The following is a 19,595-nucleotide window of genomic DNA, read 5'->3' on the forward strand; positions in this document are numbered from 1 at the left end:
GCGCCCGGGAACGAGCGCCGTCACAGGGGCAGACTCGGCGCGCCACCGGAACTCATCGGGTGCCCACACATGGCAACCGCTCCAACGCAATCGGCAGTCCGTCAGCCGGGGTCGGCCCGGTTCCCCATGTCATGCGGGGCCGATAGCCCGCGGGTACGTGCCACTGAAAGCGGCGCAACAACTGATGCATGATCGCCTTGACGTTCATGTCGGCGAATTGCTGGCCGAGGCATTTGTGGACGCCGCCACCGAACGGCGCGAATGCGTAGCGGTGGACGGCGGAGGCGTCGGCGCCGGCGCCGGAAAGGAAGCGGGCCGGATCGAAGAGGTCCGGCTCGGGCCACCAGTCGGCGAGCCGCATGGAGGCGTAGACGTTGATCGCCACCTGGGTCTTGCGAGGGATGTAGTGCCCGGCGACTTCGGTGTCCTTGATGGCCTGGCGAAACAGCGTGCCGGCCGGCGCGTACATCCGCAGGATCTCCTTGAAGGCCGCATCGAGCAGGGGATAGGCGTCGGCCAGGTCGGCGGTCGTGAGGTGATCGCGGGGATCGGCTTGGGCTTCGTCACGAAGTACGTTCTGCCAGCGGATGTTTCGCCCGAGCTCGTAGACGAGCATGGAGATCGCGATGGCGCTCGTGTCATGGGCGGCCATGAGCAGAAAGATCATGTGGTTGACGATGTCGGCGTCGCTGAACCGGTCGCCGTCCTCACTTCGGCTGCGGCACAGCATCGAAAAGAGGTCGGTGCCGGTACCGGCCCGCCGGGCCGGCAGTTGCGCGGCGAAGTAGCGCTCGAGACGCTCACGGGCGCGGAGCCCGCGCGCCCACATGCCGCCGGGGATGTCGGCGCGGATCATCGCCTGACCGCCGCACACGGTGTCGTGGAAGTCTGCCGACAGCCGGTCGGACTCGGCGCCGAGCTCGGCGCCGACGAACACCTCTGCCGCCTGGTCGAGGAGCAGGTGTTTGACCGAGGTGCAGAACGGAAAGCGGTGCGCGGCAGGCCAATTGGCGATCGTGCGGGCGATGCCGGGTCGCATCAGGTCGAGATAGCCGTCCAAGGCGCTGCGGGTGAAGGCCTGCTGCATGATGCGGCGATGGTCGCGGTGTTCCTCGAAATCGAGCAGCATGATCCCGCGGTGGAAAAACGGTCCGATCACCGGCGCCCAACCCTTGGTGCTGGAGAATGCCTTGTCGCGGTTGATCCAGACGGTCTCCAAGGCTTGCGGACCCATGAGTTGCACGACCCGGAAACCCACGCCGCCGGCCCAGGACACGGGCCCGTAGCGGTCGTAGCGGCGCCGGGCGAACTCCAGTGGCTCGACGATCGTACTCATGATGTGCCCGATGACCGGAAAGCCGTAGTTGCCCGGTACCGGCTTGAGGGTCGACCCGGTCGGGGGTTGCGCCAGTGCGCGCTCGCGGCTCGGGTAGCGGGAGGTGAATTCTGCTGCCACGCACTGTAATCGGAGCTTGGCTTCGGCCGCGGTATCCGATGAGAGGACAGTCATCGACTCCTCCACTTGACCAATTGTGGTACGGGGCTGTGCCAGATAATCTGGTACGAAACGGTGCCAGAGAGAGTCGGCGGTTGTCAATGGCGAATTCGCGAGAAAACAACGATCGGGTGGCGTCCGAGTCGCAGCGCAGCTACGGCGGCCAATCCGCCGAGGAACGCCGCCAGGTGCGGCGCGCGCGATTGCTCGACGCCGCCGTCGACGCCATGTGCGGCAACGAGTGGCGCACCATCACCGTCGACAAACTGTGCGCGGTGGCGGGGCTGAACAAGCGCTACTTCTATGAGAACTTCAGCGATCTGGATGCGGTGGCCGCCGCGGCGGTCGACGACATCGCCGCCAACGTCAGTGCTGCCACACTCACCGCCGTGGCCGGTGCGGCCACGGAACCCCTTGCGGCGCAGGCGCGGGCCGCGGTCGAGGCGGTGGTGCACACGCTCATCGACGACTCGCGGCACGCGCGGGTGCTTCTCGGCGGGGTGGCGAGTTCGCCGGCGCTGCACCAACACCGAGACACCGTGATGCGCGGGCTGACTGCTGTGCTCGTCGGGCACGCCCGCATGGTGCACGGCGTGGAGCTGGAGACCGATCCGCTCGCGCAGGTCGCGCCGGCGTTCATCGTGGGTGGGACGGCCGACGCGATCCTCGCGTACGTGGACGGGCGCGCGCGGGTGTCGCTCGCCGATCTCGTGGACAGCTTGACCACCCTGTGGCTCGTCACCGGCAATGGCGCCGCCGATGTCGCACGGACTCGGCACGCGAACTAGCCAGAGATCATCGTCTCCAAAGACGAAACCACCGGCGGCGCCGACGAGCGAGCGCATGTGCGTGGGCGTCGCGCTTGTGTCGGCACACCGCGCCTGCCGCGGCCACCGCGTCCGGATCGAAGCCCGGCGGCACCGGCCCACTGGCGACCAGGGCGCGGACCAATGCCTCTTGGCGGCGCGCCAAGTTGCCGCGATCCGTCATACCCACACCTCCCTGGCCGCGGTCGTGATGGGCGCGGAGCCCGAAGCCGCGGCGATCGCATCGAGCTCGTCGAACAGTTCCGCGGTCGGCGGGTAGCGCCCGTCGCGCTCGAGCATGAACGGGGCGTCGACCCGTTCCCGCAGTGCCGCAACCAAATCCAGCACCTCACGCGGAGTCCGGTCGGTGTGCGTGTCGTGGTAGAAGCGGCCGTCCTCGTGTCCGCCCGCGACGTGGCTGTAGGCCACCCGCTCGACCGGTAACCGCGCGAGCTCGTGCTGCGGGTCGCGGCCTCGGTTGCGCGCGTTGGCATATACGTTCGCGACATCGAGGACCAACAGGACGCCGGTGCGTTCGAGCAGTTCGGTGAGGAACTCGGATTCGGTGAGATCCGATTCGGGCCACTCCACGAACGACGCGATGTTCTCGACAGCCAGCGGCACCGGCAATTCCCGTCGGGTGCGTTCGATGTTGGCCGCCAACACGTCCAGTGCCTCCCGGGTGCGAGGCACCGGCAGCAGATGCCCGGCCTCGATCCCGCCTGCCCGCACGAACGCGATGTGCTCACTGACCACCGGGGCGACGAGCGCCTCCGCGCATGCCGCCAGCCGTCGAATTCGCTTGAGCTGCACGGGTTCGGCGCCGCCGAGGGAAAGAGCCACGCCGTGCGGGATCACCGGCACACCGCGCGCGGCCAGGCCGGCCAGCAGCGGGTCCGGCCGGGCTTTGCGGCGGCGTACCGGTATCGACTCGGCGATCACCTCGCAGAACCCCGGCCGCAGATCGGCGATCACCCCGGCGATCTCGCGCCGCCAGCCGATGCCGACATCTCCCAGCGCGGGCACGGCACGGCAGAAGCTGCTCATCCGCCGCACCCTCCGCCACAGCCACCGCAGCCGCTACCGCAGCCACCGCCGCCGTCACCCCCGCACGACGCGCCGCAGCCGCCGCCGTCGTGGCCGCCGGAGGCAGACCCGGCCAGTTGCACCGCGGTCGAGTAGTCGGCGTCGACCGCCCACAGTGCACCCGTGCCGAACAGCGCCACCGACCAAGCCACCGCAGCGGGGCCGTACGTGGCGAACGCGGGCCGCTTTGCCGGCTCCAGGTAGGCCAGCCGCTCCTGCTCGGCCGCAAGCAGGCGCCGGCCCGCGCGGGTCAGCCGATTCACGGTGAGTAGTCGGGGGAGTACCACCAGCCCGAACATGGCAACGGCGAACACCATCACCGCCAACGGCACGACATCTTGCGCGCGGTGCGACACCTGCGTCACCAGATAGACGCACGAGGCGACGCCGACGAGCAGGACCGCGATCGACGGTGCCGTGCCCCAGCGCATGCGCGCCCGCTCGGCGCGGGTCCGCACCAGCCCGCGCGCACTGAGTTGTGCCTCCAGCGATGCGAGGTCGGGCTGGGACGCCGCGAACAACGTGGGCACGGTGTGCACGGGATCGGTGGCCGCGCGTTCCAGCACTCGTGCGGTGAACCGGTCGACCTCCGGTCCGGCCGGCGCGGTGTGGTCCACCTGGTCGCGTCCGGTGATCCGGCCGCTCGCGCGCAGGCCGGCAAGCGCCGTCACCACCGGAGCGATGTCAGAACGCAAGAAGGCCAGCTCGGTCGCGCTGATCGGCTGAGCGCGAGCGGGCCGCCGCGGAGCCGCTGCGATCCGCCAGAGCACCGCGAACACCGCGGTCGCGCCCAGGACGATCAGATAGCCTTTGACTCCACCGGTCACCGCGCCGGCATAGCCCTCGATCACATTACCGATCGACAACGCCTCACCTCCCGTGTTCAGGTGGGATCAGCGTGTCAGGTGTGCGCCACTACCGGTCACAATTTTCCGGCGTGGCGGACACGACGAGATGCGCTCTATCGCAAGTAGGTTTCGTGACCCGTCGGGTAGCCGCCACCGTTGGTGGCGATGTGTACGTGGTCGTAGTGGTTGGCGGTGTCTCCGCCTCGATCCGACATGCGCTTCTTCGAACCGTCGTGCCGGTAGAGGGTCTGCCGGAAGATGACGTGGTTGACGCCGAATCGATCCGCGTTGTCGAGGACATAGGCAACGATTCGCTCGCCGAGGGCCTTGCCTTCGGGAGTGGCGTAGTGCGGGATCATCACGTCGATCGCCAACCCATGGGGATGCCACTTCAGCGGGTCGGACCGGACCCCGCCGATGGTCAGGATCTCGGGGAAGGCCGCACTGACAGCGCGGGCCGCCAAGATCGTCTCGACCTGCAGGCCCTTCTCCGGCGCCTTGCCGACCGGCAGCGGGACCCGGATGTCGCGACGAGCGGCGCGGGCGTCCGGCGGCGGCAGCGGAGCCGGCGCGGGTTTGGCGACGGGCGGCGCGACAGCCGCCGCGGGCTTGACCTCCGCGCAGCATCGGACATCAGGATTGAAAGTCGGCACCGTGTCTGCGCCGGCGATCAGAATCGTCGCAGCAGGTATGACGACGGCACCGACGACGGCCGACCGACGGCTGCGCCGTCTCTCAGCTAGACGGTGTCTTCCCACGAGGTCCGGACCCTACCGGCGGAAATGACGATCATTGCCATCGGCGGCGTTACCTGCATTCAGCAATGGCAACGAATCAGCGGTCAGCCGTCAATCGTGGGTTGACGCCGCGAGGTTTCCTGAGGGTGGACGGTGTTCTGTCGCATCGCGAGCGTGAACTGCCAGCTCAGCTGCTATCCCGCGGCTTTCCTTGAGCACGTCCATGTGCACTGTGACGGTTTACTGGTGACTAGCAGCAGCCGCGAAGTTCTAGTGACATGTGGCGCCGCAGGCAAAATCTATGGCGTTTACCACATTCATGTTTAGACGCCGGTTAATTGGGCCGTTTCAATGAGCCGATGTAGTACGTTTCTTCGCCCGTCGGGTATCCGCCGCCGTCCGTGGCGATGTGGACATGGTCGAAGTGATTGAGGGTTTCCGACCCGTAGTCCGCGGTCCAACTCGGCGCACCGATGCCCGGGTAGTAGCCCTGCCGCCAGATGACGTGCAGCACGCCCCACCGCTTGGCATTCGCCAGGGCGAACCCGGCGATCTGATTGCCGAGTGCGATGCCCTCGTCGGAGTGGTAGTCGGGAATCATCACGTCGATCGCGAGCCCGTTGGGATGCCACTTCAGCGGATCTTGCCGGTACCCGCCGATCGTGGTGATCTCGGGAAACATCACGCTGATGGCCCGGGCCGCCCAGATGGTCTTGATCTGCAGACCGGACTCGGGCGCGACGCCGGGCGGCAACGCGAGCTGGAAGTCGCGCGCGGCGACCGGGGCACTCGCCGCCAACAGCTCGGCTTCGGCCGGACTCGTGGCGGGTGTCGCGGCTTGCTGGCTGGGCGGAGTTGCCACGGGAGCCTCAGCGCAGCACGGAGCCTCGGCGCGTTGCGCGTAGAACATCGCGGCGGCGACGGCGATCGACGTCGCCAATGCCAGCCAGCGGCCTCGGCCATTGGCGAACAAGTTCCCGCGCACGCTCAGCAATGTACTTCACGCCCCCGCGCACACACCGGAATCTCGGATCACTGTTCCGTACACATTCGCCGTGGCGATGTTGGCGTTGATGACCCCGGACGGCAGCTTCTGCTTCATCTTGTCGCTGATCTGGGTGAACTGATACCACAGCCGGTAGATCGAATCACCGTTGTACAGCGGCGAATACTGGCTCTGGTCCGGGTAATTGGTGATGTACAAGGTATGTGCCCGCGGATCGAGAAATCGCGCGGACTGATCGAGGTTCGCGATGACGATGTCGCCCGCGGGCTGGACACCGGGCGCGGTCCACTCGTCATCCTGATCGCCCAGGAAGCGCTGGAACCCGAAGACCTGACCCATCAAGGTGTCGTACTGGGCGTTGAACCATTGGCAGGAATCGCGTTGTGCGGTGATCTGCTCGGGCGTGACCCGGTTCTGCCACACGTTGTAGGGGAACACCGTGTAGTTCGGGGACCAGTTCGACTGGTAGGGGACGAACGCGGGCAGCGTCGGTGGGACGCCGTTCGGAGTGGCGGCGGCGGGGCCCGCGACGCTCGCCAGCACAGCGGCCAGGGCAGCGACCATCGCGGCGCTGACTCGGCCCAGAACCCGTTTCGACATCCGGCTCACCCCCGCTGGATTATTGCGGTTGGTTGCCGTTCGTATGTCCGTTATGCCCGAACTTGTGGGTATAACTACCCATCCGCGCAGGCCCCTGGACCGGCAGACTGAAGGCATGCATACGCCTGAGGTCGTGCCGTCCCCGGACACCGTGGCTGCAGAGACCAAGCCCGACCGGGACCGCGCGGTCGACGTCGCGCGGCTCGGCGCGCTCGTGGTCGTGATGTTCGGACACTGCGCGATGCTGCTCGCCACGATCGATTCCGGTGGCGTACGGGTCGGCAACATTCTCGGGGAAATTCCCGCGCTCACCCCGATCACCTGGGTGCTGCAGGTCATGCCGTTGTTCTTCCTCGCCGGCGGTGCCGCGGGTGCATACAGCTGGCATCGCGGCAATCCTTGGGGCGCTTGGCTGTTCACGCGGGCGCAACGACTGTGCCGGCCGGTGTTCTGGTATCTCGCGGTGTGGACGGTCGCCCTGGTGGCGGTGCACGCCACGATGGGCGAGGAATCCGCGGATGCGCTCGGGCGCGAATGCGTGGCGCTGCTGTGGTTTCTCGGCGTGTATCTGGTGACGCTGGCGTTCGTGCCTGCGTTGACGCGGCTGTCGACGGGACGGTCGGCGGCAGCGATCGTGGCGCTGCTCATCGCGGTGTCCACGGTGTTCGACGTGCTGCGGTTCCAATGGGATTCGGCCGCCGTCGCCACTCCGAATCTGATTGTCGTGTGGCTCATCCCGATGGTGATCGGGGTCGCCTACGCCCGCCGCCTGGTCCAGGCCCGGGTCGCCATTGGCGTGGCGGTGTCGGCGTTCACCGCGGCAGTCCTGCTCGTGGTGTTCGGTCCCTATGATGTGTCGCTCGTGGTCACCGGGACGGAGCGGGTGTCGAACGTCTCGCCGCCCACGCTGCTGCTCGCGCTGCATTGCACGTGGGTGTCGTGCCTGTTCGTGGCGGCGGCCGGCGCGATACAGCGCTGGGCGCAGCGGCCGCGGGTGTGGTACGTCGTCGCGGTCGGCAACAGGGGAGCGATGACGATCTACCTGTGGCACATCCCGGTCATCGCCGTCGCGGCATTCAGCCTGCACGCCATCGGCCTGGACGCGTTCGATCCGCACGCGCCCGGCTTCTGGGGTCTGCTCGCGTTGCGTGCGGCGTTGTTCGCGGTGTTGATGGCCGTGGCGTTCCGGCTCCTGTCACCGCTCGAACACCGGCCGCTGCCGTGGTGGGACGGGTCGGTACGCGTGACCGGTGGCCGGTCGATCATAGCCGGCGCGTTGATCTGCCTTGCCGGTGCGGCGTTGACGTTGATGGCCAAGAACGGGCTCGACGGCACCGTAGGCTGGTCAGCGCTCGGCGGGTTCGTCGTCGCGGCTGCCGCTGCGCGGCTGAGCGTGGGCAGCGCGCAACGGCAGCCGAAATGACATGCGCTGCAACATCCCGTCGCGCAGCGTGACGGTGTGCAACAGCACGGCTGACACATGCGCGGCGATCACCGCCATCAGCAGGTACGCGATCACCGTGTGGGTTTGGCGGAGCAGGCCGTAGAGGTCACCGGAAAACGGGGCGATGCGCGGTAGCGTGACGCCACCGATGGTCACGCGGTTGCCTGCCGCCGACAGCATCGCCCAGCCGACAAGAGGCTGGACCACGAGCAGTCCGTACAGCGAGAACTCCGACATCACAATGACTTTGCGTTCCAGCGTGCCGACGGTGGGCGGCAGCGGCGGGCCGCGGTGAAACAGCCGGTTGCCGATGCGCAACACGACGACCACCAGGATCGTCACGCCGAGCGTCTTGTGAACGACGAGCAGGGTGGCATAACTCGCGATCGAGTTGACCATCACGAACCCGACGAACAACGCCGCGAACACGAGCAGCGCGGTCAGCCAGTGAAATACGCGCGTCGACACCGCGTGGCGTGCGGCCGTCACGTCTGCACCTCGTCGACCTGCACCTCGGGCGGTGAGGTCTGGGCCTCCCGGCTGCGATTCCGGTACGACGCCCCGTAGACCGCCGACCGGGCACTCAGCAGCGGATCGTCGGATGGTTCGATCCCGTCGGGCAGCACCATCGGATCGAAATTCACGTCGCGACTGTTTCCCGGGCGTTCGGTCTCGACGGTGTCGAGGGTCAGCACCCCGGCGTCGACGGTGCGCCGATCGGGCGGCCAGGGCAGGGTCGCGTCGGCGACGGGATCGTCGGGCGCGCCGACGGTCAGCAGCAACCGCCAGCGCAGCGGGCCGGTGCGCATCGACGCGATCAACGCGTCGAACATGCCGTTGTCGCCCCGAAATGCCGGGCGGGCCGGTTGCATGGGCACCAGCGACCACCGTACCGGCGTGCGCACACCGTCGGCGTTCACGAAATAGAACGTGATCAGGCTGCGGTAGGTGCTGTCGGCGAAGCCCGGCGTCGGCGGGTTGGCCTTGATGATCTGCATGGCGCGCGCCGTCTCGGGATGATCGGCCAGGAACCGCGCCATCGCCGCGGGATCCGGTTTTCCGGTGGCCGGCACAGGCTTGCCCGCGAGCAGCCGGTCATAGAATCCTTGCGGCGAATTGTCGGGAAAGACGGGCAGATTCAACAGCGCCATCCGCCACTGCTCGTCGGACGGGAAACCGAACACCAGGCCGAGTCCCCGTGCCAGTGACGGATCGTCGGGCACCCGGGGATTTCCGTTGCCGAACGAGAACCGGCCCAGCACCGGTGTGATACCGCGTGCGAAGACGGCGGCGCTGGACAACTGCTGACCGTCGCCGTTGCTGTCGAAGTAACCCGACACCGCGACGCCCTTCGCATGGTTCACGCGGTATCCGGCATGGTGGCCGAAGACCGTCCGGAACGCATCCACGAACGTCTGGGGTGTGAGGCGGCGCGGCCCGACGGTGTTGGTGGCCAACAGCAACGCACCCACGTCGAGCGCCAGGAAGCCGCCGACAGCGGCCGCGCCGAGCAGAACCTTGCGCCGATCGAGCACCGGCCATTGTTGTTTGGGCATCGATGTGATTAACGCACGGTTCACCCGATCTGCGACCGGCGCAGTGATTACCGAATTGTGACGCTCTCGGCGGACGGATGTACCTGCACCGGGTAGCCGTGCCGCAGCGCATCCACCGACAATCCGGGCGTCACCACGCGCGCCTGCCGATCAGCTGTGACAACAACGGGATCGGTGTAGCCCTCCGGTGACCATCGGTACGCCGTGCCTTGCCAGATCAGCCGAAAGTCGTTGTCGCCGAACGTGACGAACACACCATCGGGCAGTGTGCCGATCTCCGCCGTGATACCCGGCTCCTGCCGGGATGCTCTGAGTTGGCTGTCGAGTTCCTTGGCCGAGCCGATGGCATGGTCATTGCCGACGTTGGCCGCGTCGATGTAGGCGCGGTAGGCCGTGCGGCGGCACTCGCCGCACGGCCGGTGACCGGCCGCCAGGGCGACCGCCTCATCCAGGAAGAAGAGCTCGGTGTAGGTGCCGGGACGCATGAGTTCACGCCTGCGGCCCTTGAATTCGAGCTCGCAGATCAGCCACATCGCGTTGCGCGAGCTCCGGATGATCCGCCGGTTGTCGTCGTGCAGGATGCCGCGATTGCCCATGAACGTGCCGCGGGCACTGGTCGCGATGATCGCTCCACCGGGTGTGACCCGGTTCTGCAGTGGCACGCGGTCGGTCAGTCCTCCTTGCGGATGAGTCGCCCGAGCGCCTGCCGGTCGGGCGCGAGCAACTCCTCGATGCGGGGCTTGTTGACGTCGGCGACGATGATCTCGCCCACCTCCTGGTAGACGTCGCTGAATATGCCGTGGGTCTTCATCTTTTCGGTTTGATAGATGTTGTCCTCGGTCGGCGTCACGTAGTACACGATCTCGGCTTTGAAGCGGTGGATCAGCCAGAGATGGATGAGGTCCATCAGCCGCTTCTTGCGCAGCTGCTCGGAGAACGTGTTCTGATCGCGCACCGTGAGGATGCTGCGCCCGTGCCGGTCCTTGATCGGGTCGACGACGACGTTGGCCAACGGCTCGTCACCGTCGCCGTATATGCCGAGATCGAGCACATCGGACCCGGCGCGCCGCGGCCGCAGCTGAACCCGGAGCTTCTCGGGTAGCTGATAGTGCTCGCTCCACAGCGCCAGCCATTCCTCGAGCAGCTTCTTCGGCACCTCGGTCTGCACCAGGTGCTGGTGCTGGGTCGAGCCTTTGCCCATCGCTTTGGTGGTCGCCGTGCGGCCCGAGGACGCGGCCAGTGCCGCATCGCTGCGCGGACCGCCGACCAGGGTTTGCGGTGTGCGGTAAGGCGATTCGACCAGGCGCATCTTGCGTTGCAAACGGGCCAGCGCGAGCATGCCCTCCTGTTGGAGCGACGTCGCGAACTCTTCACATGCCACGCCGTCGACCTGGTGGCCGCCGTAGGTGATGAAGTTGAAGACGAATCCCATCTTCCCGAGTTCCTCGGGGAACGCCCGCATCTCGTCGTCGGTCATGCCGGTGGTGTCCCAGTTGAACGACGGCGACAGGTTGTAGGCCAGCATCTGGTCGGGGTACTCGGCGTGGATCGCATCGGCGAACTGCTTGGCATCGGCGAGATCGGCGGTCTTGGTCTCCATCCACAGGATGTCGGCGAACGGCGCCGCCGCGAGCGACTTCGCGATCGCGTACGGAATGCCGCCGCGGACTTGGTAATAGCCCTCCGGTGTCTTGGCCCGCTCGCAGTCCCATGCGACGTCGGCGCCCAGCTCCTTGGCCTTTTCCCGCGCTGTATAGAGGGGTGCGCGCGTGGCGAATGCACGCCAGTCGGCGGCACTCATGTCGGCGGGCTCGCCCTCGCGTTCACGGAACTCGAGCAGTTCGGCCACGGCCTCGCCGTAGGTGTTCAGCCCGGCATCGTCCTGCCAGGCATCGACGAAGGTCGACTCGACCTTGTCGAACAACGCGTCGACCGATCCGCCGCTCTGCTTCCAGGTCGCGGTGGCCTCGGTGGCCGCGTCCATGATGCCGTGTCGTTGCAGCCACTCTTCGGCCGCGGAGTACTGGCCTTCGGGCAGTGCGTAGAGCAGGTGCCCGTTGAGTTCGGCGACGCCCGACTCGTAGAAATGGCGGACCATCGCCAGGAAGCAGGACTTGTACGACGGGATCTTGAGGTTCGTGGCGCCCAGCAGGAACGGCTGATCGCGTTCGTCGGCGCGGCTGTCGATCAGGTTGGCGGCCTCGGCGTCGGTGCGCGCCACGATGATGCCGGGCACCCGCATGATGTCGAGCTGGAACCGCGCGGTGTTGAGCCGCTTGATCTGTTCGTCGGACGGCACCAGGACCTTGCCGCCCTGGTGACCGCATTTCTTGGTGCCGGGCCGCTGGTCCTCGATGTGGTAGCCGGGCACGCCGGACTCGACGAAGCGGCGAATCAGGTTGCGCACGTGCGGATCACCGCCATGGCCGGTGTCGGCGTCGGCGATGATGAACGGCCGGTAATCGTAGGCGGGCGTCGCGGCCCGCTGCTCCTCGGACATCTTCAGGCGCAGGTACTGCTGGTTGCGATCGGCGGTGAGGAGCGCGCGCACCAGCCCGGCCGCCTCGTCGGGCACCTGGCTCAGCGGATAGGAGGCCAGATCGGGGCCCGGATCCTCACTGATCGAACCTTTCGCCGAGGTCGCCCAGCCGCCGAGGTAGATCCCGCCGATGCCCATCCGTTTCATCACCACGGCCTGACCGGGCGAATACGGCCCGAACGTCGTGATGCTCTTCTTCTTGGCGAACAGCTCGCGCAGGTAGGGGTAGAACGCGGTCGCGGCTTCGCGTGCCACCGGATAGTCCGAAGGGATGGTGCCGCGCTGTTCGGCGACCTGGCGTGCCGAATACAGCCGGATGATGCCGTCGAAGCGGGAACTGTCGAAATAGGCTTGCGTGGCGGCTACATCGTGTTCAAAGTCCTGCTCGATTGACGAGTTGGTCTGTGCGTTGGCTTCGATCGTGGCCATGGGTGTCCGCTCCTGAACTCGGGTACCTCCAATCATTGCCGCACAGCCGGGTCGCTGGAGCCGGGTTGGGAGTTTTCTCAGGACATACGACGCCCGCTGAGGGTCGCGTCATAGGCTGCAGGCCATGTCGATCGACCGGGCGGCACTCGCCGCGGGCACCATCCGACTCGCCTCGGGGATCTCGTTTCTCGTCGACCCGCTGCGCGCCAACCGGCTGTGGGGTTCACCGGACAAACCCGACGCGACGGCGCAGCTGCTGCTGCGGTCGATGGGGTACCGCGACGCGTTGATCGGCGGGCTGCTCGTGGCGGCCGGGCTGCGCGGCGCCGACACGCGCGGCTGGTTCCTCGCCTCGGGCGGAGCCGATGCCGCCGATCTGCTGGGTGGGCTCGGCGTGCACGGCGAGATGCGGCGCAGTCAGCAGATCATCGGTCTCGGTGGGGCCGTCGTCGGAATCGGGGTCGGCCTGTGGGGCGCGACCCGACGCCGGCCTAAGCCGGCGCCGACGGGCTGGCCGCCACCTCGATGATGTCGTTGCGGTACCGGCGGGCCGCGACGAAATAGCAGCCCATGGCGACGACTTGCAGGGCGGGCACCAGGATCAGCAGGGCCCGTCCCAATGCCTGCGCGCCCAGATCGGCGGTCAGCGCGTCGCTGATCACGCCCGTCAAGAACGGGCCGACTGCGCCGAACACCGCGTTGAAGAACAGAAAGATCGCCGATGCCGTCGCACGGTGCTCGGGCAGAACCAGACGCTGCACCGCGGCGATGGACGGAGCCAGATACGCCGTGCCGATGACGTAGCTGAGCGCGAGGAACCACACGCACAGCGCCCGGTTGTCCACCACGAACGCCAGCACCGAAGCCGGCAGCAGCATCACTGTCAGCACGACGACGATCATCAGCAGCCAGCGCGGGTCACGTGTGGCAAGACGATCGGCCAGGCGTCCCACGATCAGCAGCCCCAGGACTCCGGTGAGCCCGGTGGCCAGTCCGTACTCCAGACCGACCTCACCGAGCGACATGCCGCGCGTGCGCATCAGGAACGCGGGCGCGAACGTCGTCAGCGAGTATCCGGCCGCCGAGATGCACGCGGTGCCGCCGATGATGGCGAGGAAGCTCGGCTTGCGCAGCAGATCCCACCAGTTGATCTTCGTATCCTGCTCGGGCACAGTCGGTTTGGGCAGCGTCTGACGCACGCCGACCACCAGCAGGACGAGCGGGGCGAGCGCGACGCTGATCGCTCCCATGACGACGAAGGCCGTTCGCCAGCCCAGGTTCTCGGCCAGAAGCCCGCCACCGAGAATGCTGGCGGCAGACGCCAGCGGGATCGCGAACGTGATGACCGCAAGCGGCGCCGAGCGTCGCTCGGGCGGGAAATTGCGTGCCACATAGGCGTGCGCGGCCGGCGTGCTGCCCGCTTCGCCGACCGCGACGCCCACCCGCGTCAGGGCCAGTTGGAAACCGGACTGGACGGCGCCGCCGAGCACCGTCATGGCACCCCACAGCGTCAGCGAGCCCGCGATCACCGCGCCGAACGCGCCGCGGTCGGCGACGCGCGCGATCACGATCCCGAGCACCGCGTACACGATCAGGAAGCCGAAGCCGTTGATGACGCCGATCGCGGTGTCCGACAACGCAAGATCGTTCTTGATCGGCTCGGCGAGCACCCCGGGCAGGAACCGGTCGACGTAATTGAGCGTGCCGACGAGCGCCAGCACTGCGACCGCGGCCCACGCCCGTCGTGGCCCATGCGCATCAGAAGGGTCCAACTGAATCATCGCCTGCGGTGACGGCATCGGCTCCTCCTGCTCGAACGCTCGCCGTAGCCTGCCAGAACGCCGGGGCAGATGGCTAGACGCGCAGGCTGCCGGCCTCGATCTCGAACCCCACGAGGGTCTCCACGGCTTGCGCCACCCGGAACGTCATCGCCTCATCGTGCGGATGGCCGACCACTTGCACACCGGTCGGAACGTCCTCGGCGGACAACCCGCTGGGCACCGACAGCGCCGGGCAGCGGTCGGCGACATTGAACGGGCTGGTCAAGTGACCTTCCCAGTAGTGCTCGAGGTCCGGCCTGCCGTGTCGATGCCGTCCAGGTAATCCCCGTCGGCCTGCAGCGAGGTCACCGCCGAGGTCGGGCACAGCAGGACGTCGATGCCACGCATCGCGGCCGCCAGATCGGCTTGCAGTCGCGCGTCCATGGCCAGGGAATCGACCAGGGTGTACCGCTGCGCCGCCGCAGCCGCATCGGCGACGAAGCGCCGCGTGTAGGCCGCGAGCTGATCCTCGGTGCCCGCGGTTTCGCGCGCCACGGCCGGCCCGAGGATGTGGCCGAAGTGCGCGAAGATCGTCTCCCGGATCAGGGCCGTCGTCCACGGCAGTTCCACGTCGACGACGTCGGCGCCGGCAGCGGTCAGTGCCGCGGCGACGGCACGGGTGTTCTCGACGATCTCGCGGGCCACGGGAAAGTCGCCGAGCCGCACCGACAGCCCGATCCGCAGCCCCTCGACGCCGCCGTGCAGCGGGATCGGTTGGCCGTTGGGACCCCACGAACCGTGGTCGACCGGATGCCGGCCCGACATGACCGACGACAACAACGCCACGTCGGCCACCGTGCGGCCCATCGGCCCGTCGCCCCGGTACCAGTCCGCGGCCAACGGCGGCAGGCCCGGGATGCGGCCGTACGGTGCCTTGTAGCCGACCGTGCCGGTGAACCCCGCGGGGATCCGCGTCGAACCGGCGATGTCGGAAGCCGTGGCCAGCGTGGCGAACCCGGCGGCCAGCGCCGCACCCGCGCCACCCGACGAGCCGCCGGGGGAGGTCTGCGGGTTCCACGGGTTGCGGGTGACACCCCACATCGGCGAATGGGTCACGGTCGCGCAGCTGAACTCCGGACTTGTGGTGCGCGCGTGGATGATTCCGCCTGCCGCCTTGATGCGTTCGACGACGGGATGATCGTGCTGCGCCAACTGACCGCGCTTGGCCACCAAACCCTGTTCGAGCAGCCGCCCGGCGATTCCGTGCTTCTCCTTGGTCGCCACGGTCAACCCCAGCAGTGCGGGCGGCGTTTCACCGGTGCGGGCGCAACGGGCGTAGGTGTCGGCGGCGTGGCGGGCCGCGGGCCTGGCCTCGTCGAACAGCGTCTCGGTGAACGCGTTGATCCCGGTGGCGCGGTCGCCGTTGTGTGCTTCGATCCGGGCGATCTGGGCTTCGAGCACCTCAAGCGGCGAGAGCTCGAGCCGCCGGAACGCCGCGAGCGCTTCGGTGGCGCTCAGGTAGGCCAACTCGGTTGTCGAGGTCGTCTCCATCAGGCGGCCGACTCGGCGAGCGAACCGTTGACCATCTCCCACGCCACGTTCGTCAACGCGTCGACGCCGGCGACCATGTCCTCGTCGGTGCTGAACTCGCGTTCGCAGTGGCTCACGCCGTCCACCGACGGGATGAACATCATGACCGTGGGCACGATCCGGTTCATCGGCACCGAGTCGTGGCCGGCCATGGTGCGGATGGGGCGGACGCTCAGCCCGAGGTCGGCGGCCACCTTCTCGGTCAGTTCGATACCCGACTGGGGGAAGTACTGGATGTCGCGGACATCGAAATCGCGCACGTTGATCGCGATGTCGTGTTCGCGGGCGATGGCTTCGATATCGCTGCGCAGGCTGGCGCGGGCCGTCGCGACGATTTCCGGTGAGGCCGAACGCAGATCGGCGACCAGATGCACGCGACGCGCCACGACGATCGGCGAGTTCGGCTCAACCGTGAACCGGCCGACCGACGAGACGATGGCCTCGTCCTCGAACTTTCGCGTGACGTCATGGACCAGGAGCACCACCTTGCTGGCGGCGACCAGCGCGTCGTGCCGGTCGGCCATCGCGGTCGCGCCGGTGTGCGACTGCTCGCCGAGCACCTCGATATCGAGTTTCTGTGTGTACCACGATGATTCGACGGCACCGAGGTTGATGTTCTCGCGCTCGAGGATGCGCCCCTGCTCGATGTGGATCTCGGCGTAGCCGGCGGTGTCCGGACGCGGATCGGTTCCGCGGTAGCCGATGGCGTCGAGTGCCTCGGCGACCGAAACCCCGGTGAGGTCGCGAACCTGGAGCATCTCGTTCTCGTCCATCAGGCCGGCGAACACCGACGAACCCATGATGGACGGCGCGAACCGCCCGCCCTCCTCGTTGAACCAGTTGACGACACCGAGGTTGTAGGTCACCTGGGCGCCGTGTTCACCGACCCGGGCGGCGACCCGTTGCGCGGCGTGCAATGCGGCGATGACGCCGTAAGCCCCGTCGAACCGGCCGCCCAGCGGTTGCGAATCCAGATGCGAGCCGATGAGCACGTAGGGTGCGCCGGGCACGAACTCGATGAGGGCGAACATGTTTCCGATGGCGTCGACGCGCAACTCCCAGCCCCGCTGGGCGGCGAACTCGGCGAACCAGTCGCGGCTCAGCTTGTCCTCGGCGGTCGCGGCCTGCCGGTCGACGCCGTTGTTCGGCGTCGCGCCGAACGTCGCGACATGATGGAAATCGGTGAGGAATGCGTTGGCATCCATGATGGAACTCCTTGGCTTCGAAAGTGTTTAGCCGATGCGGCGGCGCGTCTCGGGCACCTTGGTGAACACCAGCAGGAGGGCGACGACGGCGGCTGCCGCGGCCATGTACACGCCCGGTGCGGCGCTCAGGCCGGTCTTCGAGACCAGCATCGTGCCGATGAACGGTGCGGTGCCGCCGAATGCGGCATAGCCGACGTTGTAGCTGATGGCGGCGGAGGTGAATCGGGTTTCGGTGGTGAAGATCTCGACGAAGAACGTGTAGCACCCGCCGCCATAGATGCACATCGGGACGACGAACAACAGCTGTCCGGCGATCGCCAGGGGCAGCGACCCGCTCGTCACCAGCATGAAGCACGGAACCGACAGCAGCGCCAGGGCCACCGAGCCCGCGATGAGCATCGGTTTGCGGCCGACCCGGTCACCGATCATGCCGCCGATCGGGAGCAGCACGGCATACATCGCCATCGCGACCGCATTGGCCAGCAGTGACTGCTCGCGGCTGAGGTTGCCGGTGACCTGCACGTAGGACACGAAGTACCCGGAGAGGAAATAGAAGCCCATCGCGGTCAGCGCCATCACGAAGATGACCTGCAGCATCCGGATTCTGTTCTCGCGGAACGCTTCCCGGATGGGGCTGTACTCCTTGTGCTCATGCTTGGCCAGCACCTGCTTGAACGCCTCGGACTCCTCGGTCTTCGCGCGGATCCACAGGCCGAAGAACGCCAGCGGCAGGGCGATCAGGAACGGGATGCGCCACCCGTAGGAGGTGAAGGCCTCCGACGACATCGTCGAGGACAGCACCAGGATCAGGGTGCCGCCGACCACCGACGGCAGCGCGGTGGCGGCGAGCGTGACGTTGATCCAGAACCCGCGCCGGTCCAGCGGTGCGTGCTCGAACACGAATGCCGGTGCGCCCACCGATTCGCCGCCCGCCGAGAAGCCCTGGACCAGCCGGCACAGGATCAACAGGATCGGGGCTAGCACGCCGATGGTGCCGTAGGTGGGCAGCAGCCCGATCATGGTCGTGGCGGCGCCGATCGACAGCAGCGTGATGAACAGGACCTTGCGGCGGCCGATGCGGTCGCCGAGCGCCCCGAAGAACAGGCCGCCCAGTGGCCGGAACAGGAAGGCCACGCCGAAGGTCGCGAACGTGGCGAGCAGACCGGCCAGCGCGTTCTCGCTGGGGAAGAACAGGTTGGCGAGGGTGACCGCCGACAGTCCGTAGAGAGTGAAGTCGTAGAACTCGATGAACTGACCGATGCTGCCGCCGGCCAGCACCCGCTTCTGCATACCGGAGCTGCGCTTCGGCTGATCTGGTGCTTCGGGTTCGGTTTTCATGACCAGTTCCTGCGCTGTCATGGAGGTTCTCTTCTCGGTGATGCGGCCGGGGCCGGCGGTGTCGGGCGTCACAGTGCTTCCAGCATGGTGACGACCACCGAACGAGTCCAACGAAAAAGATTGGTCGTATCGATCGGTAAAAACGATCGGCTCCGTCTCATCCGCGTCCCTCGCTTTGCAGCTCAATGCAGATTTCCTCGAACGCGATCGACTTGCGCGTCGGGCGCCCGCCCTTCATGCGCACCAGAACGAGCTCGATGGGCGGTAGCTCGTCGGCCAGTTCGAGCGGTATCACCCGCCCGCCCGCGTAGGTCACGTCGCGCGTCAAGCGCCAGTTCAGCATCGAGTAACCGTGACCCATGCTGACGTAGGAACGGACGGTCTCGTATCCCGAGACCAGGTGCCTGATGCGGGGACGCAGGCCGAGACGTTTGAAGATGTCGAGGTAGTACTCGCGGCTGTGCTTGAGGTCGAGCAGCACGAACGGCTCGTCCTCGAATTCCTTCAGGTGGACGGCGACATCCGGATGCGCTGCGCGCGGGTGGTTCTCGGCCACCAACAGGTGGGGTGGCACGCGTTGCAGCACCCGGTATTCGTAATCGGTGCCCAGGCCGAGGTCGTACATCAATGCGGTTTCGCACGTGCCCTCGGCCAGGGATCTCATGAGCGTCTCCTGGTCGGCTTCGAGGAAGCTGAGCTTGATCGCCGGGTGGTGCTGCTCGAACGCGGTGAGAATCTTGGGTGCGAGGAACGGCGCGATCGGCGAGAAGATCCCCGCGACCAGGTCACCCGCCAGTTCCTCCCGCTCGGCGCGCACCGAGTGGTAGAGCTGATCGGCGTCTTCCAGCACGGTCCTGGCGCCCATGAGCAGCCGCCTGCCCTCGGCGGTGAGCCGCAGGCCGCGGTTCGACCGGCGATGGAACAGCTGGACACCCACCTCGCGCTCGAGTTGATGGATGGCGGCCGAGAGCGTCGACTGCGTGACGTTGAGTTCGAACGCGGCAGCCCGCATGTTCTCGAGCCTCGCGACGACCGTGAAGTACCTCAGCTGGACCAAGGTGAACGACTTCGCCATGACCGCATCATGCCTTGAGCCGGTCCGCGCACGTTGCCGTCGAATAAGGCGACGGTTCAGCGTTCTCACCGATTCTTAATT

At 67.2% G+C, this 19,595-nt stretch carries 20 protein-coding genes; 3 read left to right on the forward strand and 17 right to left on the reverse strand.

Annotated features, from left to right (window positions below; translation table 11 throughout):
• Positions 1 to 52: 52 nt before the first annotated feature.
• Positions 53 to 1,510: a cytochrome P450 gene (locus ACOI2T_RS15695; protein ID WP_409505290.1), complete on the reverse strand. Its 1,458-nt coding sequence runs from the start codon at positions 1,508 to 1,510 to the stop codon at positions 53 to 55.
• An 86-nt stretch (positions 1,511 to 1,596) separates the two neighbouring features.
• Between ACOI2T_RS15695 and ACOI2T_RS15700 the strand changes: the two genes are divergently transcribed.
• Positions 1,597 to 2,283, forward strand: a complete 687-nt coding sequence (locus ACOI2T_RS15700) for a TetR/AcrR family transcriptional regulator (protein ID WP_421876952.1) — start codon at positions 1,597 to 1,599, stop codon at positions 2,281 to 2,283.
• Between the two features lie 7 nt (positions 2,284 to 2,290).
• On the opposite strand, the gene ACOI2T_RS15705 is transcribed toward ACOI2T_RS15700, so the two are convergent.
• The 6 genes from ACOI2T_RS15705 to ACOI2T_RS15730 form a co-directional block, all read right to left on the reverse strand.
• Positions 2,291 to 2,485, reverse strand: a complete 195-nt coding sequence (locus ACOI2T_RS15705; protein ID WP_409505292.1) for an SCO6045 C-terminal-like domain-containing protein — start codon at positions 2,483 to 2,485, stop codon at positions 2,291 to 2,293.
• Entirely contained in the window at positions 2,482 to 3,348 is an 867-nt protein-coding gene (locus ACOI2T_RS15710) for an MbnB/TglH/ChrH family RiPP precursor modification enzyme (protein ID WP_409505293.1), read from the reverse strand. Before ACOI2T_RS15710 ends, ACOI2T_RS15705 begins: the two co-directional genes overlap by 4 nt.
• The gene (locus ACOI2T_RS15715; RefSeq protein ID WP_409505294.1) at positions 3,345 to 4,253 is read right to left on the reverse strand and encodes a TIGR04222 domain-containing membrane protein; all 909 of its coding nucleotides are present in this window, start codon (positions 4,251 to 4,253) and stop codon (positions 3,345 to 3,347) included. Before ACOI2T_RS15715 ends, ACOI2T_RS15710 begins: the two co-directional genes overlap by 4 nt.
• Positions 4,254 to 4,348: 95 nt before the next feature.
• Positions 4,349 to 4,993: a VldE C-terminal domain-containing protein gene (locus ACOI2T_RS15720; protein ID WP_409505295.1), complete on the reverse strand. Its 645-nt coding sequence runs from the start codon at positions 4,991 to 4,993 to the stop codon at positions 4,349 to 4,351.
• Positions 4,994 to 5,306: 313 nt separating this feature from the next.
• A complete protein-coding gene (locus tag ACOI2T_RS15725) occupies positions 5,307 to 5,882 on the reverse strand; it encodes a VldE C-terminal domain-containing protein (RefSeq protein ID WP_409505419.1) in 576 nt (191 codons plus the stop codon).
• A 90-nt stretch (positions 5,883 to 5,972) separates the two neighbouring features.
• On the reverse strand, positions 5,973 to 6,578 hold the full coding sequence (locus ACOI2T_RS15730) for a hypothetical protein (RefSeq protein ID WP_409505296.1): 606 nt from the start codon (positions 6,576 to 6,578) through the stop codon (positions 5,973 to 5,975).
• Positions 6,579 to 6,693: 115 nt separating this feature from the next.
• Here ACOI2T_RS15730 and ACOI2T_RS15735 point away from each other — a divergent pair, with 115 nt between their 5' ends.
• Positions 6,694 to 8,001 carry an acyltransferase family protein gene (locus tag ACOI2T_RS15735; protein WP_409505297.1) on the forward strand — a complete coding sequence of 436 codons (1,308 nt, stop codon included), beginning with the start codon at positions 6,694 to 6,696 and terminating at the stop codon, positions 7,999 to 8,001.
• On the opposite strand, the gene ACOI2T_RS15740 is transcribed toward ACOI2T_RS15735, so the two are convergent.
• Genes ACOI2T_RS15740 through aceA form a run of 4 tightly spaced genes read right to left on the reverse strand, consistent with a single transcriptional unit; the run spans position 7,924 to position 12,546 of the window.
• On the reverse strand, positions 7,924 to 8,511 hold the full coding sequence (locus tag ACOI2T_RS15740; protein ID WP_409505298.1) for a cytochrome b: 588 nt from the start codon (positions 8,509 to 8,511) through the stop codon (positions 7,924 to 7,926). The genes ACOI2T_RS15735 and ACOI2T_RS15740 overlap by 78 nt on opposite strands.
• The gene (locus tag ACOI2T_RS15745; protein WP_409505299.1) at positions 8,508 to 9,578 is read right to left on the reverse strand and encodes a catalase family peroxidase; all 1,071 of its coding nucleotides are present in this window, start codon (positions 9,576 to 9,578) and stop codon (positions 8,508 to 8,510) included. The genes ACOI2T_RS15740 and ACOI2T_RS15745 overlap by 4 nt, the downstream gene beginning before the upstream one ends.
• Positions 9,579 to 9,625: 47 nt before the next feature.
• On the reverse strand, positions 9,626 to 10,240 hold the full coding sequence (locus tag ACOI2T_RS15750; RefSeq protein WP_409505300.1) for a hypothetical protein: 615 nt from the start codon (positions 10,238 to 10,240) through the stop codon (positions 9,626 to 9,628).
• An 8-nt stretch (positions 10,241 to 10,248) separates the two neighbouring features.
• Positions 10,249 to 12,546: an isocitrate lyase ICL2 gene (gene aceA, locus ACOI2T_RS15755; protein ID WP_409505301.1), complete on the reverse strand. Its 2,298-nt coding sequence runs from the start codon at positions 12,544 to 12,546 to the stop codon at positions 10,249 to 10,251.
• A gap of 124 nt (positions 12,547 to 12,670) precedes the next feature.
• Between aceA and ACOI2T_RS15760 the strand changes: the two genes are divergently transcribed.
• Complete coding sequence (locus ACOI2T_RS15760; protein WP_085150761.1) at positions 12,671 to 13,075, forward strand: DUF4267 domain-containing protein; 405 nt, start codon at positions 12,671 to 12,673, stop codon at positions 13,073 to 13,075.
• Here ACOI2T_RS15760 and ACOI2T_RS15765 read toward each other — a convergent pair.
• The 6 genes from ACOI2T_RS15765 to ACOI2T_RS15790 form a co-directional block, all read right to left on the reverse strand.
• Entirely contained in the window at positions 13,038 to 14,345 is a 1,308-nt protein-coding gene (locus ACOI2T_RS15765; protein ID WP_409505302.1) for a spinster family MFS transporter, read from the reverse strand. The two genes, ACOI2T_RS15760 and ACOI2T_RS15765, sit on opposite strands and share 38 nt — an antisense overlap.
• A gap of 55 nt (positions 14,346 to 14,400) precedes the next feature.
• Complete coding sequence (locus ACOI2T_RS15770; RefSeq protein WP_421876959.1) at positions 14,401 to 14,592, reverse strand: hypothetical protein; 192 nt, start codon at positions 14,590 to 14,592, stop codon at positions 14,401 to 14,403.
• A complete protein-coding gene (locus ACOI2T_RS15775) occupies positions 14,589 to 15,899 on the reverse strand; it encodes an amidase (RefSeq protein WP_421876963.1) in 1,311 nt (436 codons plus the stop codon). The genes ACOI2T_RS15770 and ACOI2T_RS15775 overlap by 4 nt, the downstream gene beginning before the upstream one ends.
• Positions 15,857 to 17,101 carry a M20 family metallo-hydrolase gene (locus tag ACOI2T_RS15780; RefSeq protein ID WP_409505303.1) on the reverse strand — a complete coding sequence of 415 codons (1,245 nt, stop codon included), beginning with the start codon at positions 17,099 to 17,101 and terminating at the stop codon, positions 15,857 to 15,859. Before ACOI2T_RS15780 ends, ACOI2T_RS15775 begins: the two co-directional genes overlap by 43 nt.
• Before the next feature lie 27 nt (positions 17,102 to 17,128).
• Positions 17,129 to 18,460: an MFS transporter gene (locus tag ACOI2T_RS15785; RefSeq protein WP_421876965.1), complete on the reverse strand. Its 1,332-nt coding sequence runs from the start codon at positions 18,458 to 18,460 to the stop codon at positions 17,129 to 17,131.
• Positions 18,461 to 18,596: 136 nt separating this feature from the next.
• Positions 18,597 to 19,514: a LysR family transcriptional regulator gene (locus ACOI2T_RS15790; RefSeq protein ID WP_409505305.1), complete on the reverse strand. Its 918-nt coding sequence runs from the start codon at positions 19,512 to 19,514 to the stop codon at positions 18,597 to 18,599.
• Positions 19,515 to 19,595 lie beyond the last annotated feature (81 nt).

Source organism: Mycolicibacterium wolinskyi str. Jessa 2025 (assembly GCF_049241375.1).
Classification (GTDB): Bacteria; Actinomycetota; Actinomycetes; order Mycobacteriales; family Mycobacteriaceae; genus Mycobacterium; species Mycobacterium wolinskyi.